The following is a 24,275-nucleotide window of genomic DNA, read 5'->3' as shown; positions in this document are numbered from 1 at the left end:
TCAACCGCGTTCGCCGCTTGATAATTCTCACTTTTTTCGGCCGTCCTCCGCCTTGCCGGCCCGACCGCACGCTCCTACCCTCGCGCCGGCCGGATCGCCCTGCCGATCGGCGTGGCAGCACCGCCGCGGGACGCGCGCTGCGCGTCGCAGGGCGTACTCTCCGACCCGTGCGGGTTGGGCGGGAGCGGTCGGCGGGGGGCTGATGGGTGTGCAGGGCGGCCCGGCCACCGGGACCGGATCGACCTCGCGGGCACCCCGGCCGGGGCGCGTCGGCGCTGCGCCGGCAGTGGATGCGGTGCGGCCGTGACCGGCGAGTGGGACGAGGCGGTCGGCGCGGCCCGGGCCGGCGACGAGGACGCCTTCCGTGTGCTCTACCGCAGCCTGCAGCCCGGCCTGTTGCGCTACCTGACCGCCCTGGTCGGGGCGGAGGCGGAGGACGTCGCCTCCGAGACGTGGTTGCAGATCGCCCGCGACCTGCCCACCTTCACCGGCGGTGAGTTCCGGGCCTGGGCGGTCACCATCGCCCGGAACCGGGCCATGGACCACCTGCGCCGCCAGCGCCGCCGGCCGTCGGTGCCGGTGCCGCTGCACGACCTCGGCGACCTGCCCGGCGACGCCGACACGGCCGAGCGGGCCGGCGAGAGCCTCGGCACCGAGGCGGCGCTGGCGTTGATCGCGACCCTGCCGCCCCGGGAGGCCGAGGCGGTGCTGCTACGCGCCGTGATCGGCCTCGACGCCGAGACCGCCGGCCGGGTGCTGGGCCGCCGGGCCGGCGCGGTACGCACCGCCGCCCACCGGGGTCTGCGCCGGCTCGCCGTGCTCGTGCAACGACACGACCCGGTCCCGCCCGCCACCTCGGTGCCGGGCCGGCCGGCGCGGCCGGCACCGCAGGTCCCGCGCCCCGCGCCGGCCGATGGCGACGTGAGGGGGAGCCGATGAGCCTACGAAGGTCGGTCGGCCCCGAGCCGACCGCCGACCGCCGCGAGTCCGACCGGCTGCTCGACGCGGCCCGCCGCACCGCCGCCACCGGCGACGCCGCGGCCCGCGATCAGCGCGTCGGCGACCCCGCCGCCGCCGACGGGGAGGGCGCCGCCGCGACGGCTGCGGGGGAGGCCGTCGATCCGCTGTTCCGCCTGCTGGTCGCCGCCGCCGGCCCGGCCCGGCCGGTCGAACTGGCCGGCGAGGAGGCGGCGCTCGCCGCCTTCCGGGCCGCCCACGCGGCCCCGACGTCGGCCCCGGCGCGGGCGCCCGGTCGCCGGCGGCTCACCGTCGGCGCGCTGGCCTGGATCGGGGCGCTGGCCGTCACCGCGACCGCCGGCGTCGCCGTCGCGGCGACCGCCCTCGACCGGGCGGCGCAACCGGTGACGGCACCGAGCTCCCTGCCGACCCGCCCGAGCGATCCCGGGCCCACCGGCCCGGTGACCACCGGCCCCGGTCCCACCGCGACGGGGACCGCGACCCCCGCCCCCAGCACCGCGACCCCGGGCCCCGGCCCGAGCGGGCGGCCGAGCGGCCCGTCCCCGTCCGGGCCACGGACACCCACCGGGCCGGGGCACCCGGGCGACGCCCAGCTTCCCGGGCTCTGCCGGGCGTACCTGGACAAGCCGGTCGCCGGGCGACGGCGGGCGCTGACCACGCCCGGCTTCGCCCCCCTGGTCACCGCGGCGGGCGGTGCCGGGCAGGTGGAGGGCTTCTGCCGCGCCCTGCTGGCCGACGGCGACCCCGGCCCTCCCGCACGCTCCCAGCGGCCCGAACCGGACCGGACGGGTCGCGAGAGGACGCCCGCCGGCAGGCGACGGAGCCCGCCCACCGCCTGACGGCGCAGCCCGGGATCGCCAGGAAACATCTGTTACGCCGAAACGAGCGCATTTCGTCTGCTAGACAGGGATGGAAGGACCCCGGACCGCCCCTCGGAGCGACCGTGCGCGAGGCGTCGACCCCTGTGGCGGTCAGCCCAGCGAGGGGAGGAATCGTCTCGTGGTGACATCGCCGGAACTGGATCGCAACACCGTCCTGCGGGAGGCCGCCGACGCTGCCCGCCACATCGCCCGGATCTGCTTCAAGACCGGCCCACCCACTCACACCGGCGTGGAACTGGAATGGACCGTGCACGACGCCGCCGACCCCACCCTCCCCGTCGACCGGGGACGGCTGCGCGCGGCGCTGGGGCCGCACGCCCCCCGCACGATCGACGGCGCCAGCCCCGCCGTGCCGCTGCGCCACGGCAGCGCCGTGACCGTCGAGCCCGGCGGCCAACTGGAGCTCTCCACCCCGCCGTGGCCCTCGGTGGCCGCGTTGGTCGAGGCGACCGACGCCGACATCGCCCAGGTCACCGGCCTGCTCCGGGCCGCCGGCCTGACGCTCGGCCGCACCGGCATCGACCCGTTCCGGGCGCCGCGCCCGGTCGTGGAGACCCCGCGCTACCGCGCCATGCGGTGCGTCTTCGACCGGCACGGGGCGGCCGGCCGGACCATGATGTACAGCACCGCCGGCCTGCAGGTCTGCCTCGACGCGGGCGAGCCGGCCCAGGTGGCGGCCCGCTGGGCGGCGGCGCATGCGGTCGGCCCGCCGCTGCTGGCCGCGTTCGCCACCGCCGGCCGGCACGCCGGGCGGCGCACCGGGTGGGCGTCCGCGCGGATGGCGGCCTGGCTGGGCATCGACCCGGCCCGCACCCGGCCGGTCTGGACCCCCGCCCGGCCCGACGCGGACCCGGTGGCGGCCTGGACGGCGTACGCGCTGGCCGCGCCGCTGCTCTGCCTGCGCGGCGACCGCCCGGAGGGCGACACCGCCGACTGGACGCCGCCGGCCGGGGTGACCTTCGGCGACTGGCTCGCCGGCGCGCTGCCCCGCCCGCCCACCACCGACGACCTCGACTACCACCTCAGCACCCTGTTCCCGGTGGTGCGGCCCCGCGGCTACCTGGAGATCCGCTACCTGGACACCCAGGCCGGGGCGGACTGGCGGCTGCCGGCGACCGTGCTCGCCGCGCTCTTCGCCGACGCCACCACGCTGGGCCGGGCCGCGACGCTGGCCGCGCCGGTGGCCGACCGGTGGCACGCCGCCGCCCGGTACGGGCTGGCCGACGAACCCCTGGCGCGGGCCGCCGCCGGCCTGCTCGGCCTCGCGCTACAGGCCCTGCCACGACTCGACCTGCCCGGCCCGCTGCGCGACGAGACGACCCGGGGAGTGCGGCGGCGGCTGGCCGCCGCGGAGAGGAAGCAACCGTGACGGCCCTCCACGACCTCGGCGCGCAGCGGCTGCGCGACCGGATCGCCGCCGAACTGGCGCGCACCCGGGCGCGGACCGCCCTGCTCACCGAGGCGGTCGACGACGACGACCTGACCCGTCAGCACTCGCCCCTGATGTCCCCGCTGGTCTGGGACCTGGCCCACGTCGGCAACCAGGAGGAGCTCTGGCTGGTCCGCGACGTCGGCGGGCGCGAACCGGTGCGCCGCGACATCGACGACCTGTACGACGCGTTCAAGCAGCCCCGCAGCGACCGGCCGGCGCTGCCGCTGCTGCCGCCGGCCGAGGCCCGCGCCTACCTGGCCACCGTGCGGGACAAGGTGCACGACCTGCTCGACCGGGTGCCGTTCACCGACCGGCCGCTGGTCGCCGACGGCTTCGCCTTCGGCATGATCGTCCAGCACGAGCAGCAGCACGACGAGACCATGCTCGCCACCCACCAACTGCGGGCCGGCCCGCCGGTGCTGCCTGCCCCGCCGCCGCCGGAGCCCCGCGCCCGGGTCGTCGAGGAGGTCGTCGTCCCGGCCGGCGAGTTCACGATGGGCACCTCCACCGACCCGTGGGCGCTGGACAACGAGCGCCCCGCCCGCACCGTGCGCCTGCCCGGGTACGCCATCGACGCCGCCCCGGTCACCAACGGCCGCTACGCCGAGTTCATCGCCGACGGCGGGTACGACGACCCGCGCTGGTGGGACGCCGCCGGCTGGCGGCACCGCACCGAGGCCGGGCTGAGCGCGCCCCTGCACTGGCGGCGCGACGGCGACGGGTGGGCGTACCGGCGGTTCGGCCGCTGGTCGGCGGTGCGTGCCGACGAGCCGGTGGTGCACGTCTGCTGGCACGAGGCGCGGGCGTACGCGGCGTGGGCCGGCAAGCGGCTGCCCACCGAGGCGGAGTGGGAGAAGGCCGCCCGCTGGGACCCGGCGACCGGGCGGTCGCGCCGCTACCCGTGGGGCGACGCCGACCCGGGCCCCGAGCACGCCAACCTCGGTCAACGCCACCTCTGGCCGGCCCCGGTGGGGGCGTACCCGGCCGGCGCGTCGCCGCTGGGGGTCCACCAGTTGATCGGTGACGTGTGGGAGTGGACGGCCAGCCCGTTCCGGGGCCATCCGGGGTTCGTCGCGTTCCCCTACCGGGAGTACTCGGAGGTGTTCTTCGGCGACGAGCACCGGGTGCTGCGCGGCGGGTCCTTCGGCACCGACCGGGCCGCCTGCCGGGGCACGTTCCGCAACTGGGACTACCCGATCCGACGGCAGATCTTCAGCGGCTTCCGCTGCGCCCGGGACCTGCGGCCGCAGGAGTTGGCCGCCTGATGTGCCGGCACCTGGCGTACGTCGGGCCGCCGGTGAGCCTGCGCACCCTGCTCTACGACCCGCCGTACTCGCTGCTGCGGCAGTCCTGGGCGCCCCGGGACATGCGCGGCGGCGGCACGATCAACGCCGACGGCTTCGGCGTCGGCTGGTACCCGGCCGGCGGCGGCCCGCCGGTGCGCTACCGGCGGGGCACGCCGATGTGGAGCGACGTGACGCTGCCGGAGCTGGCCGCGACGACCAGCAGCGGCGCGGTGCTGGCGGCGGTCCGGTCGGCCACCGTCGGGATGCCGGTGCTGGACACCGCCGCCGCGCCGTTCGCCGAGGGGCCGTGGCTGTTCAGCCACAACGGGGTGGTGCGCGGCTGGCCCGACACGGTCACCGGGCTGGCCGGGCGGCTGCCCGTACGCGACCTGCTCACCCTGGACGCGCCGACCGACACCGCGCTGCTCTGGGCGCTGGTGCGGGACCGGCTGCGCGCTGGCGAGGACCCGGCGCGGGCGGTCGCCGAGACGGTGCTGCGGGTCGCGGCGGCGGCCCCCGGGTCCCGGCTGAACCTGCTGCTCACCGACGGGCGCACCGTCGTGGCCAGCGTCGCCGGGCACGCGCTGTCGATCCGGCAGGCCACGGGGGCGGTGCTGCTGGCCTCGGAGCCGCACGACGACGATCCCGGCTGGCAGGCGGTGCCGGAGGGGCGGCTGGTGGTGGCCACCGCCGCAGGCACCCGGATCGCCGCCCTGGCCGACGGGTGACCGGCGGCCCGCCGGGCAGGGGGAGGACCACACGACGAAGGGGGAAAGCTGATGGACGCGGAACCGCTGGAGATCTGCCTGGAGGACCACGACCTCGGCCATGGGCTGCGCGAGGACGCCCGTGCCGGACTGGCCGCGACGCCGAAGTGGCTGCCGCCCAAGTGGTTCTACGACGCGCGGGGCAGCGAGCTGTTCGAGGAGATCACCCGCCTGCCGGAGTACTACCCGACCCGCGCCGAGCGCGCGGTGCTGGCCGAGCGGGCCGGCCAGATCGCCGAGCTGACCGGGGCGAAGACCCTCATCGAGCTGGGCTCCGGGTCGTCGGAGAAGACCCGGCTGCTGCTGGACGCCTTCACCCGGCGCCGCGGGCTGGGCACCTTCGTGCCGCTGGACGTCTCGGTCAGCGCCCTGCGGGACTCCACCGAGCGGATCGCCGCCGACTACCCGGGGCTGCGGGTGCGCGGCATCGTCGGGGACTTCACCCGCCACCTCGACCGGCTCCCCGCCGGGGGGCGTCGGCTGGTGGTCTTCCTCGGCGGGACGATCGGCAACCTGCTCCCCGCCGAGCGGGCCGGTTTCCTCGCCGCCATGCGCGCGGCCCTGGAACCCGGCGACTGGCTGCTGGTCGGCACGGACCTGGTGAAGGACCCGGCGGTGATCGTCCCCGCCTACGACGACGCCGCCGGGGTGACCGCCGAGTTCAACCGCAACGTGCTGCGGGTGCTCAACCGGGAGCTGGGCGCGGACTTCGATCCGGCGGCGTTCAGCCACGTCGCACTCTGGGACCCGGAACAGGAATGGATCGAGATGCGGCTGCGCGCCGAGCGCCCGGTCCGGGTCCGGGTGCTCGACCTGGACGTGGAGTTCGCCGTGGGGGAGGAGCTGCGTACCGAGGTGTCGGCGAAGTTCCGACCGGAGCGGATCGCGGCGGAGCTGGGCGCGGCGGGCTTCGCCGCCGAGCAGTTCTGGACCGACGCCGCCGGCCTCTTCGGGGTCACCCTGGCCCGCGCCGACTGAGCCCCGCCGGGCGACCGGGTGGCCGGTCGACTAGGCTGAGGCGGCGAAGGGGAGTAGCCCCCAATGTCGTGGTCGACACGCTGATGCGTTCCGCATCCGGCCACGCGGCCCCACCGGTGGTGGGGCGGGCGAGACCTTCGATCCAGGCTGTGCACAACGGCCGGGTCGAGGGCGCCCCACACCCTGGCCCGGCAAAACCGGAAAGGGTGCCATGGAAGGCTTCCTCGTCGCGCTGGTCGTCAGCTTCGGCGTCATCTTCGTCGCGGAGCTGGGCGACAAGTCCCAGCTCATGGCCCTGACGTTCGCCACGCGGTTCAAACCGCTGCCGGTGCTGATCGGCATCACGATCGCCACCGCCCTCGTCCACCTGGCCTCGGTGGCCATCGGGTACGGCCTGGGCGCGGCGTTGCCCACCGGCTGGATCTCGCTCGTCGCCGGCCTGGCCTTCCTCGGCTTCGGCGCCTGGTCGCTGCGCGGGGACAAGCTCACCGAGGAGGAGAAGCGCAAGGCGGAGCGGAGCACCAAGTCCGCCATCGTCGCCGTCGGCGTCGCGTTCTTCCTCGCCGAGCTGGGCGACAAGACCATGCTGGCCACCATCACCCTGGCCACCAAGTACGGCTGGTTCGGCACCTGGCTCGGCTCGACGCTCGGCATGGTGGCCGCCGACGCCCTGGCCATCGTCGTCGGCCGGATGCTCGGTCGGCACCTGCCCGAGCGCACCATCCGGTACGGCGCGGCGGTGCTCTTCGCCATCTGCGGCCTCTGGCTGATCTTCGAGGCCGTCACCGAGCTCGCCTGAACCCGACTACCGCCCGCCGGGGCGGGTAACGGCCGCAGGTGAGCTGGGACGAGATCCTGCGGCAGGTCCACCAGGTGGTGGTGGTCCTGGTGGAGATCGCCGGAGCGGCGGTGATCTTCGTCGGCGCGCTCTGGGCGGCGCTGCGGTTCGTGGTCGAGGGGCTGCGGCACCGCAGCGCCGCCGTCTTCACCCCCATCCGCCTCACCCTCGGCCGCTTCCTCACCCTGGGGCTGGAGTTCCAGCTCGCCGCCGACATCCTGCGGACCGCCGTGTCGCCGACCTTCGACCAGATCGGCAAGCTGGCCGCCATCGCCGCCATCCGGACCGCGCTGAACTACTTCCTGCGCCGGGAGATCGCCCAGGAACAGCGACAGGTGCACCCGGAGGGATGACCGGTGCCGCCCACGTCGACCGTCACCGCCGCCGCGCTGGTCGCCGGCCTGGCGGTGCTGCTGGCGTCCCGTTCGTGGCGCTGTGCGCTGCGGGTGCTGCTGGACCTGCTGACGGCGGCCGGCCTGCTGCGGCTGACCGGGGACCAGGGCTGGCGGGAACTCGCCGGGGCCGCCGCGATCGTCGCGCTGCGCGCCGCGCTGTGGCGGGTGCTGAGCGCCGGCCCGCCGACCGTCGATTCTTGCGCACCGCGCTGCGCGCCCGACCGTCCCGTCCTACGGTGATCGGCAGGAGACGTTTCACCGGACCCGGGATGACAACGGGATGAGTCGCCACCGCCGGCCAGCTGATAAAAGGCGAGTTGACCAGGGACGGAGCATCACTTCACCGGCCCTGCGGCAGTTGTTCCGAATGCATTCGACGGTGGCCCCTGCCCCCATCGACGGCGGTGTCCTCCCACTGGGCTGTTTGGCGTATTTTGCCGCTTACATCCTCTACAGTCGGTCGGTGAAAACCGGATGCGCTGGGTGGGGGCCGACGGAGCCGGCGACCGCCCGTGACTGCTGAGGAGCTCTTGTGCTTGACAAGTCGACCGCACGGACCGGACGGGGGCTTCCCGGCTGATGGATGTTCGCGAATACCTCCGGGCCGTCCGGCGCAGCTGGTGGGTGGTCCTGGTCGCCGTCATGGTGAGCCTGGGCGTGGCCGCGCTGGTCACGGTCAAGACCAAGCCCCGGTACGTCGCCTCGGTGACCTACTTCGTGACCATCCCGAACCAGGGGGTCAGCGAGGCGTACCAGGGCAGCATCTTCATGCAGCAGCGCGTCAAGTCCTACACCGACCTGCTGCAGAGCGACCGGCTGGCGCAGAGCGTGGTGGCGAAGGCCCCGCTCGGGCTCACCGCCGAGGAGGTGCAGTCCCGCATCAGCGCCAGCACCGTCCCCGACACCGTCCTGCTGCGCGGCACCGTCACCGACACCGACGCCACGCGGGCGCTGCGGCTGACCGAGGCGGTCTCCGCCCAGTTCGTCGAGCTGGTCCGGGCCGTGGAGACCCCCGTCGAGGGGCGGACCGCGCCGATCAGGGTGGAGGTGATCAGCGGCCCACGGGTGGGCTCCAGCCCGGTGTCGCCCAAGCCGGCGCTCAACCTCGCCGTCGGCGCGCTCGCCGGCCTGCTGGCCGGCCTCGGCCTGGCCGTGCTCCGCACCCGGCTCGACACCCGCCTGCGGGACGCCGTCGGCCTGCAACGGGCCACCGGCAGCCCGCTGCTCGGTGAGATCCCGTTCGACCCCGCCGCGCGCGACGCGCCGCTGATCGTGGGGGCGGCGGCCACGTCGGCGCGGGCCGAGGCGGTACGCAAGCTCCGCACGAACCTGCGCTTCGTCGACGTCCACGAGCCGGCCCGCGTCATCGCGGTGACCAGCGCGCTGCAGGGGGAGGGGAAGACCACGCTCTCCTGCAACCTGGCCATCGCGCTGGCCGAGGCCGGCTGGCGGGTCGCGCTGGTCGACGCCGACCTGCGCCGGCCGAAGGTGGCCGAGTACCTGGGCCTGGAGTCCGGCGTCGGGCTGACCGACGTGCTGCTCGGCGACGTCAGCGTGGGCGACGTGGTGCAGCGCTGGGGCGACAAGTCCCTGCTGGTGCTCCCCGCCGGCTCGGTCCCGCCGAACCCCAGCGAGCTGCTGGGCAGCAAGTCGATGGCCGATCTGCTGCTGGTGCTGCGGGAGTCGGCGGACATCGTGGTGATCGACACCGCCCCGCTGCACACCGTCACCGACGGCGTCGTCGTCGCCGTCCAGGCCGACGGGGCGCTGCTGGTCAGCCGGTACGGCCGCACCGAGCGCGGCCAGGTCGCCGCCGCCGCCGAGGCGCTGCAGTCGGTCTCCGTGCGGCTGCTCGGCTGCGTGCTCAACATGGCCAAGCTCGGCCGCACCGAGGCCGACCAGTACGAGAGCTACCGGGTCGAGGCGGCGGCCCCGCCACCGGCGGTGCCCCCGGCCGAACCGGCGGGGGAGCGGGCCGGCGCGGCGGCGACCGGGCGGGGCAGCGGGTTCTTCGATTCGGCGCCGGCCGCCGACCCGACGCAGGAACTCACCCGGCTGCCTCGATGAGCACGGCGACCGGGGTCAGCGACCGTTCGATCTCCTGCGCGCAGCGCCGGAAATCCGCCGGCGTGCCGCCGATCGGGTCGTTGAGGTCGTCGTCGGCGGGCGCCGTCGGCTGCATCCGCCCCCGGGCCCGGACGGCGGCCCGCACCGCCGCCCGCAGCGCCCCGGCGTCCGTACCGTCCGGCGTATCGGCCAGCTCCGCGAGCCGAGCGAACTGGCGCAGGGTGAAGGTGTGGTGCAGGGCGGCGGGGGCCAGCGACACACAGGCGGCCCGCTGCCGCCGGCCCGCCGTCAGCACCAGCGCGGCGTCGGCCAACCGAGCGGGGGTCAGCGCCCGGCTGCGGAACGCCGCCGGGTCGCGCCCGGTCCCGGCGACCACCTCGGCGGCGTACGGGTGCATCGGCCGGCCGTCCACGGCGGCCGTGCCGGCGCTGGCCACCTCCACCGGCAGTTTCGCCAGCAACGCCCCGGCCAGGTACTCGGCCATCGGCGAGCGGCACAGGTTGGCGTGGCAGACGAACAGGATGCGGTCGGCCATCGCGGGCCCTCCCAGCGGTCGAGTGGCACGTGGGTCCGGGGCGACCGGGCGGTCGGGCCGGCCCGGGGTGGCCGCGCCGCCGGCCGTTTCGACGCCGGCGCGCGGGCCGTCGGCAGCTTACGGGGCAATTGTCGCGATTCGTGGCAGCGCCGCGCCCCCTGGTGAGCGTCGCGGTGGGGAGGACCGATGCGGGTCGGCATCCTGACGTACCACTTCCCGCCTGAGCCGGCGTTCATCCCCGGCAGCCTCGCCGAGGAGCTGGCCGCCCGGGGGCACGAGGTCCGGGTGCTGACCGGCTTTCCCGACTACCCCGGCGGCCACGGGTATCCGGGCTGGCGGCAGCGGTGGCGCCACCAGAGCCACAGCGAGCGGCTGGCCGTACGCCGGGTGCCGCGCCTGACCGGCGGGGATCCTTCCGTGCGCGCCCGGATGGCGAGCTGGCTCTCCTTCGCCGCGAGCGCCGCCACGATCGGCCGGGGGCACCTCGCCGGCCTGGACGCGCTCTACGTGCACCAGCTTCCGCCGACGACCTTCGCGGCGGTCGGGCTGCTGCGCCTGCTCGGCGGGGTGCCGACCCTGCTGCACGTGCAGGACGTGTATCCCGAGCTGACCGGCGCGCAGGCGGCGAATCCCTGGGCGGGGCGGGTCGCCGCCGCCACTCGGCGGCTCTACCGCCGCGCCGACGTGGTCGCGGTCGCCGCCCCCGCCATGGGTGACCTGGTGGTCGCGGGCGGTGCCGAGGCCGCCCGGGTGCGACTGGTGCTCAACTGGACCGACGAGCGGCTCTTCCGTCCCGCCGAGCCGACCCCGGCGGCCCGCCAGCTGGTGCGCGGCGACGGCCGCTGCGCGGTGATGCACGCGGGCACCATCGGTTCCCGGCACGGCCTGGAGACGGCGGTCCGCGCCGCCGCGCCGTTGCGGGGCACGATGGACCTGGTCCTGGTCGGCTCGGGGCCGGACGAGGCGCGGGTGCGTGGGCTCGCCGCGGAGCTGGGGGCCGGCAACGTCCGGTTCGTCGCCCGGCGCTCGCCGCTGGAGATGGCCGACCTGTACGCGGCGGCGGACTACCAGCTCGTGTCGCTGCGCGACCTGCCGGAGCTGCGCGCGACGGTCCCCGGCAAGCTCCAGGCGGCCTTCAGCTGCGCCGCGCCGGTGGTGGCCTCCGCCGGGGGCGACACCGTGCAGATCGTGGAGCGGGCCCGCGCCGGGCTCTCCTGCCCGCCCGAGGACTGGGCCGCCCTGGCCGACCGGTTCTGGCTGGCCGCCACCATCCCGCCGCCGGCCCGGCGGGAGATGGGCCGGCGCGGCCGGGAGGCGTACCAGCGGGACATGTCGCTGCGCGCCGGGGTGGACCGCGTCGAGCACCTGCTCCACGAGGCAATCGACCAGCGGCGCGCGTCGGGCCCGCAGCGGCACCCCGGATAGGACATCCGGCGTAGAAACCACGATAATGCCGCGCCGTATGGGCATATCATGGTACAAAGTGATTGATTATCATTTTTGTCCTTTTTGCCGGCTAGTGGATGGGGGCGGGTGTGGGCGAAGGAGCGGATGACCGGCGTCGAGGGCGAAGGTCCCGGCGACGCGTCCGGTCGCGGGTGCGTCGCGCCCTGCTCGCCGGCCTGCTCGTCGGCTCCCTCGTGCTGCTCGGCGCCGGCTGGGTGGGCCTGCGCACCTGGCAGGCGCGGGCGCACCTGCTCAACGCCGCCGGGCTGGCGCGGCAGCTCGGCACCGAGGTGACGGGCACCGACGTGGAGCGGGCGCGACGTACCCTCGCGGCCCTGCAGGAGCAGGCCGCCGCCGCCCGCGCCGCGACCGCCGACCCGGGCTGGTGGGTCGGCCAGCGCGCCCCGTACGCCGGGGACGACCTCCGCGCGGTGCGCCAGATCGCCCTGGCCATCGACGAACTCGCCCGCGACGCGTTTCCCACCCTGCTCCGCGCCGACCTGGCCACCCTGCTGCCCGGCCGGGGCCAGCTGGACGTCGCCCGCCTGCGGGGCCTGTCGCCCCAGCTCGGCGACGCCGACCGGGTGGTCCGGCGGGCCGGCGCCCGGCTCGCCGCCGTCCCCACCGCCGACCTGGTCGGCCAGGTGCGGCAGGCCGTGACCGACCTGCGCGCCGAGATCGACGAGCTGGCCACCCTGACCCGGGGCGCCGACCAGGTGGCCCGGCTGCTGCCGACCCTGCTCGGCGCGGACGGGGCGCGCCGCTACCTGATGGTGTCGCAGAACCCGGCGGAGCTGCGCGCCACCGGCGGCATGTTCGGCGCGTACGCGGTCGTCAACGCCGAGCGGGGCCGGCTGCGGATGGGCGAGTCGAACGCCGTCGGCGGCCTGGGCCGGTTCGACCTGGCCGCCGAGCTGAGCCCCGAGGTGCGCAACCTCTACACCGACCTGGTCGGCACGTACCCGGCGGACGTCAACCTGACGCCGGACTTCCCGACCGCCGCCGCCCTGTTCGCCAAGATGTACGCCCAACGCCACGGCACGACCGTCGACGGCGTGCTCGCGGTCGACCCGGTGGTGCTGTCGTACCTGCTGCGGGCCACCGGGCCGGTGCCCGTGCCCGGCCACCCCACCCTGGTCGGCGACAAGGTCGTGCACACCCTGCTCTCCGAGACCTACCAGCGGCTGGAGCAGAAGGAGCAGGACGACTTCTTCGCGGCCTCGGCGGCGGCGGTCTTCAACGCCTTCTTCACCCGCGACGTGAACCCGCGCGCGTTCCTCTCCGCCCTGCAGCGGGCCATCGACGAGCGGCGCATCCTGTTCTGGAGTGCCCACCCGGCCGAGCAGCGGGTCATCGTCGGCAACCGGCTGGGCGGGTCGCTGCCCGACCAGGAGGACGTGCCCACCGTCGGCGTCTTCCTCAACGACGGCAGCGGCGCGAAGCTCGGCTACTACCTGCGACCCGCGGCGAGCCTGACCGTCGGCGAGTGCCGCCCGGACGGTCGCAGGCTGCTGCGGCTGCGTTTCACGCTGCGCTCGACCGCGCCCGCCCGTGGGCTCTCCCCGTCCGTGCTCGGCCTCGGCCTGGCGGGGGACCCGTACACCGCCCGGACCCTCGTGGCCGTCTACAGCCCGGCCGGCGGCGCGGTGCTCACCAGCCGGCTCGACGGTGCCCCCCTGCGCGTCGGCAGCGGCTCGCACCGGCGGAGACAGGCCGTCATCGCCACCGTCGAGGTGGCCCCCGGCGCGACCCGAACCCTGGACGTCGACGTGCTGACCGGCACGACCGGCAGCGGCGCCGCCGACCTCTGGCACACCCCGACCGCCACCCCGTGGACCACCCAAGTGAAGTCCGCACCACATTGTGACCAGTAGTAGGAGGGAACCAATCATGCGGCTATCCCGCATCATCATGGCGCTCACGGTCGGCCTCGCCGTCGTGGCCGTGCCGACAGCGGCGGGGGCGGCGCAGCCGCAGCCGACACCGTCGCAGTCGCAGTCGGGCTCACCGCAGCCGACGCCGTATCCGCCGCAACCGCCCGCGCTGAGCCTGGACCCGCCGTCGATCTGCATCGGGGGGACCACCACGATCACCGGGGCGGGTTTCGGACCGAACGAGACCGTCGAGATCACCGTTACGGTGGCACCACTCGCCGCCGGGCCGCGTGACCAGGCACCGACCCGCCGCAGCGACGGCAGCACCGTCGCGCTGGCCCCGGTGGCGTACCAGGCGGCGGCCCCGTTGGTCTTCACGGCGCAGGCCAACGGGGCGGGACGGTTCTCCGTTGCCTACACACCCAGCGTCGTCGGCCGGCTCACCTTTACCGCCGTCGGGCTCACCTCGCACCTGACGGCCAGCGCGACCATCAGCGTGCTGTCGTGCCACAGCCCTCAGCCGACGCGCAGCGGCCTGCCCGTGACCGGTGACAGCGTCGGCACGCCGCTGGCCCTCGGCGGCGGCCTGCTCGGCATCGGCGTCGTGTTGACCCTCGCCGGCCTGGCCTGGCGTCGACGCCGCATGGAGTCGGGCTCGAACTGACCCGACCGTGCTCTCGGGGTCGAACCGACCGTGCCGAGCCGGGCAGTGCCCGAGTCAGCACACGACGGTGCCCGCCGGGATCCTCACCGGCGGGCACCGTCGTCGGCGGTGGCCGGGCGGCACCGGCGGCGGCCGAGGTGGACGTCGACCAGGGCGGCGACCAGGGCGAGCGCGACGATCCCGGCGGCCAGCGACAGCGAGTGCCGCACCGCCGCCGACCAGTCCCCGCCCGTGTCGGCCAGCGCCGAGAAGAAGACCGCCCCGACGGCGGCGATGCCGGCGGCGGAACCGATCCGCTGGCCGGTCTGGAGCATCCCCGCGCCGCTGCCCGCCTGCGCCACCGGCACCTGGGCCAGGGTGAGGGTCTGGTTCGGGGCGATGACCAGACCGCTGCCCAGCCCGGCGACCAGCAGCGGCGCCGCCGTGAGCAGGGGCACCGAGCCGGGCGGGTCGGCGCGGAGCACGAGGACCACCGCGCCCAGGCCGAGCACCACGACGAGCAGGCCCACGGCGACGAGCGGGCGGCCGTACCGGTCGACGATCCGGCCGCCCAGCGCGGACGCGGCGGCCGCGCCGAGCGCGAACGGGGTGATCGCCACGCCGGCGACCAGCGCGCTGTAGCCGAGGCCGTTCTGCAGGTACAGGGTGAAGACGAAGAAGATCGCGGTGAAGCCGCCGAAGTAGAGCAGCGCGACCAGCGACCCCAGGGTGTACGAGCGGAACCCGAACAGCCGCAGGTCGAACAGGGGCGGCCGGCGGCGGGCGTACCGGCGCTCCCAGGCGGCGAAGCCGGCGAGGACGGCCAGCCCGGCCGCCGCCAGCGCCCAGCCCCGCGGCCCTCGCCACTGCTCCCGCTGCACCAGCGGCAGCAGCAACAGCAGCACGCCGACGCCGAGCAGCAGCACCCCGACCGGGTCGAGGCTCTCCCGGCGACGCCCCCCGGCCGGCGCGGCCGGCAGCAGCCGCCAGCCGAGCACCATCGCGACGACGCCCACCGGGACGTTGACGAAGAAGACCCACCGCCAGCCGTGCTCCGCGCCGCCGGCCTGGATCAGCAACCCGCCGAGCAGCGGCCCGACCGCCGTGGAGATGCCGATGGTGGTGCCCAGCAGGCCGAACGGCCGGCCCCGCTCCGGCCCCCGGAACAGTTGCTGGATCAGGCCGCTGACCTGAGGGTTGACGATGCCGGCGGCGGCGCCCTGCAACAGCCGGGCGACGATCAGCCACTCCGGCGAGCGGGCCAGCCCCGCCAGCGCGCTGGTCAGCGTGAACAGGCCGATCCCGAGGACGAACGCGTTGCGCCGCCCGCGCGCGTCACCGAACCGCCCGGCGGGCACCAGCACCAGGCCGAAGGCGAGCGCGTACCCGGAGAGCACCCACTGCAGGTCGCTCGGGGTCGCGCCGAGCGCCCGGTCGATCGACGGCACGGCGACGTTGACGATGCTCACGTCGAGCAGGGTCATGAAGGCGGCGACCAGCCCGACCCCGAGGGCCTGCCACCGTCGCCGGTTGTCGACCCGCTCGCCGCCGTCGGTCACGCCATCTGACGGGCACACCAGCGCGGGCCGAAGTCCAGCCCCGCCATCGGGGAGTCCTCCCGGTGCAGGAGGTTCTTCTCGGTCAGCATGTGCAGGGGCCCGTGGATCTCGTCCGGCGGCAACCCCGACTCCTGGGCGATCATGTCCGGGTAGGGGACCTGCCCCTGGGCCTCGAGCGTGGCCACCGCCCGGTACACCCGCTCCTCGACCTCCGACAGCCGTACCTGCTGCATGACTTCCTCCTCGACACCGGCCCCGCGCGGGGCGACTGCGCTGCGCGGTTACCCGCCGCCCCGCCGTTGATGCCCACCGGATCGCCGCACATCCGGACGTGTGGTTCGCTCCCGCGAGCTCGACCATGATCCGGCGCGGCGACCGCCGTACTAGGCTGCAACGGTGATCATCTGGGACCTCGCTGTCGTCGGTGGCGGCCCCGCCGGGCTCTCCGCCGCCCACGCCGCGGCCCGCGCCGGGCTGCGTACCCTGGTCGTGGAGCGCGCCGAACACCCCCGCTACAAGACCTGCGGCGGGGGCCTGATCGGCACCTCCCTCGCCGCGCTCGACGGCCGGATCGACGTGCCGGCGCACGACCGGGTGGACCGGGCCACGTTCACCCGCGACGGCCGCCGCGAGTTCACCCGCCGCAGCGCCGGCGGCCCCCTGGTGACGATGGTGCGCCGCGACGAGTTCGACGACCGGCTGCGCGCCGCCGCGATCAGCGCCGGGGCCGAGCTGCGCCAGCGGGTCGCCGTCCGCGCCCTGGAGCAGGACCCCGACGAGGTACGCCTGCGGCTGGCCGACGGCGACACCGTCCGCGCCCGCGCGGTCATCGGCGCGGACGGCTCCTCCGGGGTGACCGCCCGGCACGTCGGCGTCCGCTACGCCCAGGTCGACCTGGGCCTGGAGGTGGAGCTGCCGGTGCCCGAGGCGCAGCAGCGCCGCTGGCGGGGGCGGCTGCTGCTGGACTGGGGGACGATCCCCGGCTCGTACGCGTGGGTCTTCCCCAAGGGTGATTCTCTCACCGTGGGCGTCATCGCCGGCCGGGGCGCGGGGGAGCGGACCCGGGAGTACCTGCGTGACTTCGTCGACCGGCTCGGCCTGGCCGGGGTGACCCCGCAGCACGACTCCGGGCACCTGACCCGCTGCCGCGCCGACGACTCGCCGCTGCGCCACGGCCGGGTCCTCGTCGCAGGCGACGCCGCCGGCCTGCTGGAACCGTGGAGCCGGGAGGGCATCAGCTACGCGCTGCGCTCCGGAGCGCTCGCCGGGGCGGCCGTCGCCGCCGGCGACCTGGACGGCTACCCGCGCGGGGTGGACCGCGACCTGGTGCCGTCGATGCGGGCCGGGCATCGGCTGCTGGAGGTCTTCTCCCGCCGGCCGGACGTCTTCCACGCCCTGCTGGCCACCCCGGCCGGGTGGGGGATGTTCGTGCGATTCTGTCAGGGGCGGGCGAGCTTCGAGCAGACGCTGGACCGCGCGCCGGTGCGGGCGGCGCTGGCCCTGCTGGACCGGCTCCCCCCGGCCCGCCAACTCCGCCCGGCTCCGTCCGCGCCGCGCTGATCGGAGGCGCTAGGAATTCTCGGGAGCTTGCCGGTCACGTAGGTCCCCTTGCCCTGTCGTCCCTGCAGTTCGCCGGTGATCTGGAGGTGTTCGACCGCCCGTCTGACGGTGCCGACGGAGCATCCGTACCTCTCGGCGAGCTGGGGCAGCGAAGGCAGCTTGTCGCCCTCTTTGAGCTGCCCCGAGGATATCGATTTCCTGACGTCGTTGATGACGACCCGGAAGGTCGGAACGTAGCCGGTCATCGGACCATTGGAACAGCCGCCGCGCTCATCCCAACAACCTCCCGCTCGTGTCGACGGTCGTGCGGATGTTCCGGCACGCCGGTCCGGTCCGCCCGGCTGACGGTGCCGCAGTGGCATTCGTGCTGATCGGCGAGGGCGGCGTGTCGCCCTCTTACAGTTCCTCGCCCGTTTCCAGGAGATGTGGCCGCTTCTCGGCGATCCAGGCGTCGACATCGGATTTCAGCCACACGGAACCCATCTTGAGAGTGGCCACGGGTGCTGGGAAGTCTCGGCGGGAGACGAGTATGTAGGCCCGCTGACGAGAGATGCCGAGCCTTTCCTGAATTTCGGCTGCTCCCATCAACTCCAGTTCCACACCCGACATGCTAATTCCGGCAGGTGGGCCCGGGGCCTGCGGAGCCGCCCGGAAGCACCGGGCTTGCTGGGGAGGAACTTGCGGCGGTGACCACGGACGAGGGGACCTGGAAGGAACAGCTTTCCGCGCTGCCCGTCCTCGCCGTCGCGGAGAGCCCGGCGATCCTCGTGATGAAGCAGGACGAGCACGTCCTGGGCTGGGTGATCGCCCTCCCCGGCGGCGACGCCTGGATCATCAGGACCGGGGCCAGGGGCATCATCCACAGCGGGTCGATCCGGAGCCTGGTGCAGTTCTGGGCGCAGATCTTCGACTGCGAGGTCGGCAGGCCGGCGGAAGCCGCCTAGGCGGCGCGTGCAGCCGGTAGATCATGGTACGGGATGGCCCCTCCGGGGGCCGGAATGTACCAAGATCTATCCGATGGTGGGGCGGGAGGCACCGGGGTGTGGTGCCTCCCGCCCCCGCACGCTTGGGAGGGGCCGGTTAGAAGAGCGGGGTGCCCGCGCGGACCAGTCGCCAGTTCGGCACGTAGAAGTCGGCCGGGTCGATGGTGCCCCGTGCCTGCGCCCAGTCGATGAGCAGCTGGCGGATCTCCTGCTGCGCGTTGTAGACCTGGGTCTTCACGATGCCCGGGAAGTTGCCGCCGCCGCTGCGCCGGTAGTTGTTCACCGCGACCACGAACCGGGCGTCGTCGGCGACCGGGGTGTCGGTGCCGGGCAGGACCAGGCGGGTGATCCGCTGGCCGACCGGCCTGCTCACGTCGATGTCGTACTCGATGCCGGAGAAGATGTCGTAGTTGTAGTCCGGCACCGCCGGGTCGCTGATCGTCGCAGGGTCGACCGGCGCGCCCACTGCGAGGGTGGTGAAGTACTTCGCCGAGAACTCCAGGTACGCGCGCACCTCCGCGCCGGTGAGCACCACCGCCTCGAGGGTGTTGTCGAAGACGTACAGCCCGGCCACGTCGCGGATGCGCACGTCACCGGCGGGGAAGACCGCCGTGCGACTGAACGGCGCCGCGATCGACAACACCGGCAGATCGGCGTACGCCGTGCCGGCCATCGCCGCCGTGACCACCTCGGTCTGGACGTGGTTGATGAAGTCCACGATCGGGGTGTCCTTGTACCGCGACTCGGCCGCCGACAACTGCACCGTGGACTGGGCGACGACCGTGTTGACGTACGCGACGGTCTTGGCGTGCTGGCCGCGCACGGCCGCGAGGACCGCCGGGTCCTCGACCACCGTGTTGGTGTTCAGCATGGTGGCGTGCTTGCCGACGACCTTCCAGCGGCCCCGCTCCCGGGTGAGGCTGAAGTCCATCCGGGTCAGCCGCTGGCCCCACTTCGACGGCTCGGTCAGCAGCACCTGCGCGCCGGTCCCGGTGTTGGTCACGAACTTCTCGACGACCTCGTTGTGCGCGTGGCCGAAGAGGATCGCGTCGATGCCGGGGACCTGCTCGGCGATCAACGCGGACGGGTTCTCGTTGGGCAGCTCCGGGCCGTAGCTGGAGGTGCCGCTGTCGCCGCCGTGCGCGGAGACCACCACGACGTCCGCGCCGCGCTCCCGCATGATCGGCACCCACTTGGCGGCGGTGGCCACCATGTCGGCGAAGACCAGCTTGCCCTCGACGTTGGACCGGTCCCAGATCGCCACGCCCGGGTTGGTGAGGCCGAGGATGCCGACCTTCAGCTTCGGCGCGCCGTGCCCGCCGAGCCGAACCTCCTTGATGACGTACGGCAGGTACGCCGGCTTCCCCGTCGCCTCGTTGACCGCGTTCGCGGCGAGCGCCGGGAAGCCGAGCTGACTGATCCACTTCGCCAGCAGCGGCAGGCCGTAGTTGAACTCGTGGTTGCCCAGCGTCACCGCGTCGTAGTTCAGGATGTTCATGGCGTTGGCCATCGGGTGCGTCGCGCCGGTGGCGGTGATCGGCTCCTGCTTGGCGTAGTACGTGGCCAGCGGGGTGCCCTGGATCGTGTCGCCCGCGTCGAGGACCAGCGTCGCCTTGCCCCGGCGCTCCGCGCGGATCTGGTTGACCAGGGTGGCCAGCTTCGCGACGCCGACGTCGTTGTGCTTGCTGTCGTCGTACTCGGCGTCGGAGTAGTAGTCCCAGTTGTAGACGTTGCCGTGGGTGTCCGAGGTGCCCAAAATCGTCAGGTCCCAGGTCTTGCGGCCCTTCGAGCCGGCCGCCTGGGCGGGTGCGCCCGCGACCAGAGGGGCTGTTGCCGCAGCGGCTGCGACGGCCAGCACCTGACGGCGCGACGCGCCGGAGGAGGAGATCATGAGGTGCCTTTCCATGGGGTGGACGCGCCTCGTGGGGCGCCCCTGCGCACCATAACCAGCTCAGGTCACTCCTGCCACAACAGCCACCGGGGCAGCCTTCGCCGGCTCCGGCCGGCCTCAGCGGGGCCAGCCGGCGGTGGCTCCGGCCGGCCTCAGCGGGGCCAGCCGGCGGAGGCTCCGGCCGGCCTCAGCGGGGCCAGCCCGCCAGTCGCGACCGCAGCCGGGCCACCTGGGTCGCGTCCAGCCCGTACCGCATGAACCTGCGGTCGGGCAGGCGGTCAAGGTAGCGGCCCGCCGCCCGCACGTCCTCGGGGTCGAGCCCGGGATCGAGCTGCCGGGCCAGGGAGAGTAACTCCGCCACCGGGTAGTGCTCGACGACGGCGGCCACGTCGATGAAGTCCCGCACCTCGCGCCGGTTGACCAGCGCGGCCGTCTTGTTGGCGACCAGGTCCCGCACGTCCATCACCGGCCCCAGGTCCATCACCACCGGGCTGCGATACCGGTCGAGCCGGCCCAGGCTGAGCCGGATCTGCCGAGGCCCCCGGCTCACCACGAAGTCCTTCATGTCCCGCTCGAACCCGGCGAACAGCTCCCCGAGGTCGCTGTCCGGGTCCGCGTCGGTGACCTCGAAACCGGCGTGCTCCAGCGCCGTACGCACCTCGGCCGCCGCAGCCGCCGCGGCACCCTCGACGTCGGCGAAGAGGTCCACGTCCTCCGTCGGGCGGGAGAGCAGCCCGTGCGCCGCCCACGCGACACCCCCGCCGAGTACGAAGCGGTGCCGCCCGGCGACCGACAGCGCCACCCGGGCGATCTCCCGATAGAACGCGTCAGGTGGGGCGGTGTCGTGGTGGGGCGTCTCCGGTGGGGAGGCGTCGCGGGGCGGCTCGTGCGGCGGGGCGGCGTCGGTCACGCCGGGCGCAGGGCCGCGTCGACCCTTCGGGTCGCCGACGAGGCCGATTCGGTGCGCAGCGCCCCATGGTGGTGCTCCCACGCGTCCCGCACGCCTCGGGGGAGGTTGAGCAGGCACCAGACCTGGCGCAACAGGTGGCCGTTGACCAACTCGCGCAGGTCGGCGGCGCGGGTGGTTTCGCGCAGCACGTTCTCGTACATCCAGAGCAGGTCGTCGGGGTCGCCGAGGTCGAAGGTGCGCTCGGTGCTCCACATCAGCCGCACGGGCAGCTCGACGAGCCCCCGGGTGGGGCCGGTCAGCTCGGTCAGCGTGGCGGCGACGACGGCGGGGCGGCCGGGGCGGGCCAGGAAGGCCACGCCGGTCGAGACGGGGGGGAGTACGCCCTGCATGGTGTCAGGGTAACCCCTGGTCGGGTCGTGTCACGTGCTCTGGACGGCTTGCCATGCACCTGCGGTCTCCGTGCAGCGGCGTCCGGCGTTGTGATCAACACCGTGTCAGTGACATTGGGTGTTCCTGGCGTCTCCATCGCCCGATGTCATGGATACGGTGTGGATCGAGGGTCTCGTGCCAAGAATACGATTCCATGCGGGCGAATTGTCCGTGTTGAGCCATGTGTCGGTTTCAGGGGAACTCTCGCTGCTGCGTGTGTGAGCCGTCGCATCGTGGGGGCGGAACACCGGCCGGCCCGGGGTGGTTACACATGGCGGACGATCCAGCAGGGCCGATCGAGCAGGGCCCGTGCCGAGTCTGGCGATCTCCCGGTCGGTTTCAGCTCCGGCCGCTCGCCGGCAAGGGCGGTGGGCAACTCCTGTTCGGGAGGCTGTGGAGCTGAGTCGTTTACGACATCGGGTTGCGCTGCGTGTCCCCGAGTTGTCTCCGGCCAGGCGTGATCGCCTTGTGGAATGCGTGATCGCCTTGTGGAATGCGGGCGGGTCGCCGGTGGTTACACCTGGACCCCGTCACCACAGCCCGACCCCGCCAGCACCGCGAGCCCGCCCCCGGGTCGGGCCGTGCGTGCGGCGCGAGACGAGATCTTTCCCCGTGTGTTTTCCCCATGTTGGGCGCCCCCGCGTGGTGCTCACATCCGTGTCTGTCGTCCCCCCGGATGGCGTGCGGGTGTCGATCCCCGATTGGAGTCACCCCCATGACGAACACGATGCTGCGTAAGAGCGTTCTCGGTATCGCTGGTCTGGCGTTCGCCGGTGGCCTGGCCGCCGGCCCCCTGAACCACGACACCACCCTCGCCCCGAGCGCCGCCGACGCCATGCCGGCCGCCGTGGCCGTCCAGGCCGCCGACAAGGCCGACAAGCCGGGCGTGGACAAGGGCAAGCTGATCCCGCACGGCGGTGTGCAGGGCGAGCAGTCCCGCATCGAGTTGGACGACGAGCAGACCGCGAATGTGAAGGCGATCATCGCGGCGACGAAGAAGGCCGGGATGGACGAGCGGGCCGCCGTGGTCTCGATCGGCACCGCGTTGCAGGAGTCGAAGCTGGAGAACCTGGGTCACCTGGGTGACCGCAACGACCACGACTCGCAGGGCCTGTTCCAGCAGCGCCCGACCAGCGGGTGGGGCACGGTGGAGCAGATCACCGACCCCGAGTACTCCACGCTGGCGTTCCTCAAGGGCCTCAAGCAGGTCGACGGGTGGCAGGACATGCCCCTGACCAAGGCCGCCCAGACCGTCCAGGTCTCCGCCTACCCCGACCACTACGCCCAGTGGGAGCAGCTCGCCGCCGACCTCGTCGCCGAGCACTGGACCAGCTGACCCCCGCTCACCTCAGCTACACCGCACGCGCACGCAGTCGTACCGCCGCCGGCCGGGCACCCGCACGCAGGGTGCCCGGCCGGCGGCGTCCGCACGCCCGGATGGTCGGGCCGGAGAATGGGGCGGTGGGCGCACTGACGGGGTGGACCGAGGGACCCGGGGTGGTCGTACTGCCGGGTGGCGCGTCGGTGCGTGGGGTTCACGCGGAGAAACGTGGGTGGAACCCGTTGGTGGGCCGCCGGTTAGGGTGCTCGGATGAGAGCTTCGGTGCTGGCGGCCGCCGTCATCCTCGCTGCGGCCGGGACAGCCGCGCCGGCCGTAGCCGCGCCGGCCGGTGGTGTGGCCGCGTCGGTGCCCTGCCCGAAGGTGGCGGCCCCGAAGGTGACGCGGTCGCCGAAGCCCACGCCCCCGCCCGCCGTGCCGGAGCAGCAGGCGGTGGGCGGCGCCGCGCTGGCCACCGCGGGCCTGGTCGTCCCGGCCGGCACGCCCGCGCCGCCGGCCATCACCGCGACGTCGTGGCTGGTCGCCGACCTGGACACCGGGGCGGTGCTCGGCGGCTGCGGCCCGCACGAGTACGCCACCCCGGCCAGCGTGCAGAAACTCTTGCTGACCGCCACCGCGCTGCCTCGGCTGGACCCGAAGCAGTCGGTGACCGTCACCCACGAGGACCTGGACATCGCCCCCGGCAGCTCCGCCGTCGGCCTGCTGGAGGGTGGCCGTTACACCGTCGAGACGGTCTTCCTGGGCCTGCTGTTGCAATCCGGCAACGAGGCGGCCAACGTGCTGGCCCGACTCGTCGGCGATGGGGACGGAGTGGCCGGCGGGGTGCGGGCGATGAACGCCGAGGCCCGTCGCCTCGGGGCGCTGCAGACCCACGCGGTCACCCCGTCCGGGCTGGACGGCCCCGGCCAGTTCACCAGCGCGTACGACCTGGCGTTGATCGCCCGGGTCTGCTTCGCCGACCCCACCTTCCGCCGGTTCGCGCTGACCGAGAGCACCCGGATCCCCGCCCAGCCGGCGCTGCGGAAGAAGGGCTTCCAGATCCAGAACGAGAACCAGCTCATCTACCGCTATCCGGGGGCGCTGGGCGGCAAGACCGGCTTCACCGACTACGCCCGGCACACCTACGTCGGTGCGGCGCAGCGCGGCGGGCGTCGGCTGGTGGTGACCCTGCTCGGGGCGGAGCCGAGGCCGATGCGCGGCTGGGAACAGGGCGCGGCGCTGCTGGACTGGGGCTTCTCGCTGCCCCGCGACGCCTCGGTGGGCCGCCTGGTCGACCCGGGGGAGACGACGTCGGCCGGCACCCCGTCGCCCGCGCCGCTGACCGCCGAGCCCCGCGCGGTGGCGGCCCACCGCAGTGCCCGAAGCTCGCCGTGGCCGATCGCGGCGGCGGTGACCGTCGTGGCGGTCGCGGCCGCCGTGGCGGTCACCGCGCTGGTACGTCGTCGGCGTCGCAGGGGGTGAGTAGCAGGATCCCGGTGGGCGCG

Annotated in this window: 24 protein-coding genes and 1 pseudogene; 17 read left to right on the top strand and 8 right to left on the bottom strand. The window is 74.4% G+C overall.

The window, feature by feature from the left end; all coding sequences use genetic code 11:
- The first annotated feature begins 303 nt into the window (after positions 1 to 303).
- The 10 genes from ACLQ2V_RS25065 (at position 304) to ACLQ2V_RS25020 (ending at position 9,622) form a co-directional block, all read left to right on the top strand.
- Positions 304 to 939, top strand: a complete 636-nt coding sequence (locus tag ACLQ2V_RS25065; RefSeq protein ID WP_425721025.1) for an RNA polymerase sigma factor — start codon at positions 304 to 306, stop codon at positions 937 to 939.
- Entirely contained in the window at positions 936 to 1,817 is an 882-nt protein-coding gene (locus tag ACLQ2V_RS25060) for a hypothetical protein (protein ID WP_425721024.1), read from the top strand. Before ACLQ2V_RS25065 ends, ACLQ2V_RS25060 begins: the two co-directional genes overlap by 4 nt.
- A 160-nt stretch (positions 1,818 to 1,977) precedes the next feature.
- A complete protein-coding gene (gene egtA / locus ACLQ2V_RS25055) occupies positions 1,978 to 3,228 on the top strand; it encodes an ergothioneine biosynthesis glutamate--cysteine ligase EgtA (protein WP_425721023.1) in 1,251 nt (416 codons plus the stop codon).
- Positions 3,225 to 4,556 carry an ergothioneine biosynthesis protein EgtB gene (gene egtB, locus ACLQ2V_RS25050; protein WP_425721022.1) on the top strand — a complete coding sequence of 444 codons (1,332 nt, stop codon included), beginning with the start codon at positions 3,225 to 3,227 and terminating at the stop codon, positions 4,554 to 4,556. The genes egtA and egtB overlap by 4 nt, the downstream gene beginning before the upstream one ends.
- Positions 4,556 to 5,305 carry an ergothioneine biosynthesis protein EgtC gene (gene egtC / locus ACLQ2V_RS25045; RefSeq protein WP_425721021.1) on the top strand — a complete coding sequence of 250 codons (750 nt, stop codon included), beginning with the start codon at positions 4,556 to 4,558 and terminating at the stop codon, positions 5,303 to 5,305. Before egtB ends, egtC begins: the two co-directional genes overlap by 1 nt.
- A gap of 51 nt (positions 5,306 to 5,356) precedes the next feature.
- On the top strand, positions 5,357 to 6,322 hold the full coding sequence (gene egtD, locus ACLQ2V_RS25040) for an L-histidine N(alpha)-methyltransferase (RefSeq protein WP_425721020.1): 966 nt from the start codon (positions 5,357 to 5,359) through the stop codon (positions 6,320 to 6,322).
- A gap of 211 nt (positions 6,323 to 6,533) precedes the next feature.
- Positions 6,534 to 7,121, top strand: a complete 588-nt coding sequence (locus tag ACLQ2V_RS25035; RefSeq protein WP_425721019.1) for a TMEM165/GDT1 family protein — start codon at positions 6,534 to 6,536, stop codon at positions 7,119 to 7,121.
- Positions 7,122 to 7,159: 38 nt separating this feature from the next.
- On the top strand, positions 7,160 to 7,513 hold the full coding sequence (locus ACLQ2V_RS25030; RefSeq protein ID WP_425721018.1) for a DUF1622 domain-containing protein: 354 nt from the start codon (positions 7,160 to 7,162) through the stop codon (positions 7,511 to 7,513).
- 3 nt (positions 7,514 to 7,516) lie between these two features.
- Positions 7,517 to 7,795, top strand: a complete 279-nt coding sequence (locus ACLQ2V_RS25025; RefSeq protein ID WP_425721017.1) for a hypothetical protein — start codon at positions 7,517 to 7,519, stop codon at positions 7,793 to 7,795.
- Positions 7,796 to 8,134: 339 nt separating this feature from the next.
- Positions 8,135 to 9,622, top strand: a complete 1,488-nt coding sequence (locus ACLQ2V_RS25020) for a polysaccharide biosynthesis tyrosine autokinase (protein ID WP_425721016.1) — start codon at positions 8,135 to 8,137, stop codon at positions 9,620 to 9,622.
- Here ACLQ2V_RS25020 and ACLQ2V_RS25015 read toward each other — a convergent pair.
- Positions 9,603 to 10,157 carry a low molecular weight phosphatase family protein gene (locus ACLQ2V_RS25015; protein WP_425721015.1) on the bottom strand — a complete coding sequence of 185 codons (555 nt, stop codon included), beginning with the start codon at positions 10,155 to 10,157 and terminating at the stop codon, positions 9,603 to 9,605. The two genes, ACLQ2V_RS25020 and ACLQ2V_RS25015, sit on opposite strands and share 20 nt — an antisense overlap.
- A 186-nt stretch (positions 10,158 to 10,343) precedes the next feature.
- On the opposite strand from ACLQ2V_RS25015, the gene ACLQ2V_RS25010 reads away from it, so the two are divergent.
- From ACLQ2V_RS25010 to ACLQ2V_RS25000, 3 genes are all read left to right on the top strand, one after another.
- The gene (locus ACLQ2V_RS25010) at positions 10,344 to 11,582 is read left to right on the top strand and encodes a glycosyltransferase family 4 protein (RefSeq protein WP_425721014.1); all 1,239 of its coding nucleotides are present in this window, start codon (positions 10,344 to 10,346) and stop codon (positions 11,580 to 11,582) included.
- Between the two features lie 173 nt (positions 11,583 to 11,755).
- Positions 11,756 to 13,477, top strand: a complete 1,722-nt coding sequence (locus ACLQ2V_RS25005) for a DUF4012 domain-containing protein (protein WP_425721013.1) — start codon at positions 11,756 to 11,758, stop codon at positions 13,475 to 13,477.
- A gap of 16 nt (positions 13,478 to 13,493) precedes the next feature.
- A complete protein-coding gene (locus ACLQ2V_RS25000) occupies positions 13,494 to 14,141 on the top strand; it encodes a hypothetical protein (RefSeq protein WP_425721012.1) in 648 nt (215 codons plus the stop codon).
- 83 nt (positions 14,142 to 14,224) lie between these two features.
- On the opposite strand, the gene ACLQ2V_RS24995 is transcribed toward ACLQ2V_RS25000, so the two are convergent.
- Both ACLQ2V_RS24995 and ACLQ2V_RS24990 read right to left on the bottom strand, forming a co-directional pair.
- Positions 14,225 to 15,679: an MFS transporter gene (locus tag ACLQ2V_RS24995; protein WP_425721011.1), complete on the bottom strand. Its 1,455-nt coding sequence runs from the start codon at positions 15,677 to 15,679 to the stop codon at positions 14,225 to 14,227.
- Complete coding sequence (locus ACLQ2V_RS24990) at positions 15,676 to 15,912, bottom strand: hypothetical protein (protein WP_425721010.1); 237 nt, start codon at positions 15,910 to 15,912, stop codon at positions 15,676 to 15,678. The genes ACLQ2V_RS24995 and ACLQ2V_RS24990 overlap by 4 nt, the downstream gene beginning before the upstream one ends.
- A gap of 163 nt (positions 15,913 to 16,075) precedes the next feature.
- Between ACLQ2V_RS24990 and ACLQ2V_RS24985 the strand changes: the two genes are divergently transcribed.
- On the top strand, positions 16,076 to 17,239 hold the full coding sequence (locus ACLQ2V_RS24985; protein ID WP_425721009.1) for a geranylgeranyl reductase family protein: 1,164 nt from the start codon (positions 16,076 to 16,078) through the stop codon (positions 17,237 to 17,239).
- Between the two features lie 47 nt (positions 17,240 to 17,286).
- Here ACLQ2V_RS24985 and ACLQ2V_RS24980 read toward each other — a convergent pair.
- Positions 17,287 to 17,484 (bottom strand): annotated as a pseudogene (locus ACLQ2V_RS24980) (GntR family transcriptional regulator); the annotation flags it as partial.
- Positions 17,485 to 17,635: 151 nt separating this feature from the next.
- Positions 17,636 to 17,839 (bottom strand): helix-turn-helix transcriptional regulator, encoded by a 204-nt coding sequence (locus ACLQ2V_RS24975; protein WP_425721008.1) that lies wholly within the window; start codon positions 17,837 to 17,839, stop codon positions 17,636 to 17,638.
- Positions 17,840 to 17,925: 86 nt separating this feature from the next.
- On the opposite strand from ACLQ2V_RS24975, the gene ACLQ2V_RS24970 reads away from it, so the two are divergent.
- Positions 17,926 to 18,183 (top strand): hypothetical protein, encoded by a 258-nt coding sequence (locus tag ACLQ2V_RS24970; protein ID WP_425721007.1) that lies wholly within the window; start codon positions 17,926 to 17,928, stop codon positions 18,181 to 18,183.
- A gap of 136 nt (positions 18,184 to 18,319) precedes the next feature.
- Here ACLQ2V_RS24970 and ACLQ2V_RS24965 read toward each other — a convergent pair whose 3' ends face one another.
- The 3 genes from ACLQ2V_RS24965 to ACLQ2V_RS24955 all read right to left on the bottom strand — a co-directional run bounded on the left by ACLQ2V_RS24965 (position 18,320) and on the right by ACLQ2V_RS24955 (position 21,412).
- Positions 18,320 to 20,113 (bottom strand): bifunctional metallophosphatase/5'-nucleotidase, encoded by a 1,794-nt coding sequence (locus tag ACLQ2V_RS24965; protein ID WP_425721039.1) that lies wholly within the window; start codon positions 20,111 to 20,113, stop codon positions 18,320 to 18,322.
- 187 nt (positions 20,114 to 20,300) lie between these two features.
- A complete protein-coding gene (locus tag ACLQ2V_RS24960; RefSeq protein ID WP_425721038.1) occupies positions 20,301 to 20,924 on the bottom strand; it encodes a nucleotidyl transferase AbiEii/AbiGii toxin family protein in 624 nt (207 codons plus the stop codon).
- A gap of 95 nt (positions 20,925 to 21,019) precedes the next feature.
- Positions 21,020 to 21,412 (bottom strand): hypothetical protein, encoded by a 393-nt coding sequence (locus ACLQ2V_RS24955; protein ID WP_425721006.1) that lies wholly within the window; start codon positions 21,410 to 21,412, stop codon positions 21,020 to 21,022.
- Positions 21,413 to 22,167: 755 nt separating this feature from the next.
- Here ACLQ2V_RS24955 and ACLQ2V_RS24950 point away from each other — a divergent pair.
- Both ACLQ2V_RS24950 and ACLQ2V_RS24945 read left to right on the top strand, forming a co-directional pair.
- Positions 22,168 to 22,788 carry a hypothetical protein gene (locus tag ACLQ2V_RS24950; protein ID WP_425721005.1) on the top strand — a complete coding sequence of 207 codons (621 nt, stop codon included), beginning with the start codon at positions 22,168 to 22,170 and terminating at the stop codon, positions 22,786 to 22,788.
- A gap of 255 nt (positions 22,789 to 23,043) precedes the next feature.
- Positions 23,044 to 24,252, top strand: coding sequence for a D-alanyl-D-alanine carboxypeptidase family protein (locus tag ACLQ2V_RS24945; RefSeq protein ID WP_425721004.1), 1,209 nt, complete (start codon positions 23,044 to 23,046; stop codon positions 24,250 to 24,252).
- Positions 24,253 to 24,275: the final 23 nt, after the last annotated feature.

It is taken from the genome of Micromonospora sp. DT233 (genome assembly GCF_049841815.1).
In the GTDB taxonomy this organism is placed as follows: domain Bacteria; phylum Actinomycetota; class Actinomycetes; order Mycobacteriales; family Micromonosporaceae; genus Micromonospora.
This window is presented reverse-complemented; position numbering and strand designations above follow the sequence as displayed.

Bases quoted from the DNA above. Each gene is read 5' to 3' on its own strand.
- egtD (WP_425721020.1), top strand. From the start codon at position 5,357: ATGGACGCGGAACCGCTGGAGATCTGCCTGGAGGACCACGACCTCGGC.
- ACLQ2V_RS25020 (WP_425721016.1), top strand. From the start codon at position 8,135: ATGGATGTTCGCGAATACCTCCGGGCCGTCCGGCGCAGCTGGTGGGTG.
- ACLQ2V_RS24965 (WP_425721039.1), bottom strand. From the start codon at position 20,113: ATGATCTCCTCCTCCGGCGCGTCGCGCCGTCAGGTGCTGGCCGTCGCA.
- ACLQ2V_RS25035 (WP_425721019.1), top strand. From the start codon at position 6,534: ATGGAAGGCTTCCTCGTCGCGCTGGTCGTCAGCTTCGGCGTCATCTTC.
- egtC (WP_425721021.1), top strand. From the start codon at position 4,556: ATGTGCCGGCACCTGGCGTACGTCGGGCCGCCGGTGAGCCTGCGCACC.
- ACLQ2V_RS25060 (WP_425721024.1), top strand. From the start codon at position 936: ATGAGCCTACGAAGGTCGGTCGGCCCCGAGCCGACCGCCGACCGCCGC.
- ACLQ2V_RS25010 (WP_425721014.1), top strand. From the start codon at position 10,344: ATGCGGGTCGGCATCCTGACGTACCACTTCCCGCCTGAGCCGGCGTTC.
- ACLQ2V_RS25015 (WP_425721015.1), bottom strand. From the start codon at position 10,157: ATGGCCGACCGCATCCTGTTCGTCTGCCACGCCAACCTGTGCCGCTCG.
- ACLQ2V_RS24950 (WP_425721005.1), top strand. From the start codon at position 22,168: ATGACGAACACGATGCTGCGTAAGAGCGTTCTCGGTATCGCTGGTCTG.
- ACLQ2V_RS24945 (WP_425721004.1), top strand. From the start codon at position 23,044: ATGAGAGCTTCGGTGCTGGCGGCCGCCGTCATCCTCGCTGCGGCCGGG.
- ACLQ2V_RS24990 (WP_425721010.1), bottom strand. From the start codon at position 15,912: ATGCAGCAGGTACGGCTGTCGGAGGTCGAGGAGCGGGTGTACCGGGCG.
- ACLQ2V_RS25000 (WP_425721012.1), top strand. From the start codon at position 13,494: ATGCGGCTATCCCGCATCATCATGGCGCTCACGGTCGGCCTCGCCGTC.
- ACLQ2V_RS24955 (WP_425721006.1), bottom strand. From the start codon at position 21,412: ATGCAGGGCGTACTCCCCCCCGTCTCGACCGGCGTGGCCTTCCTGGCC.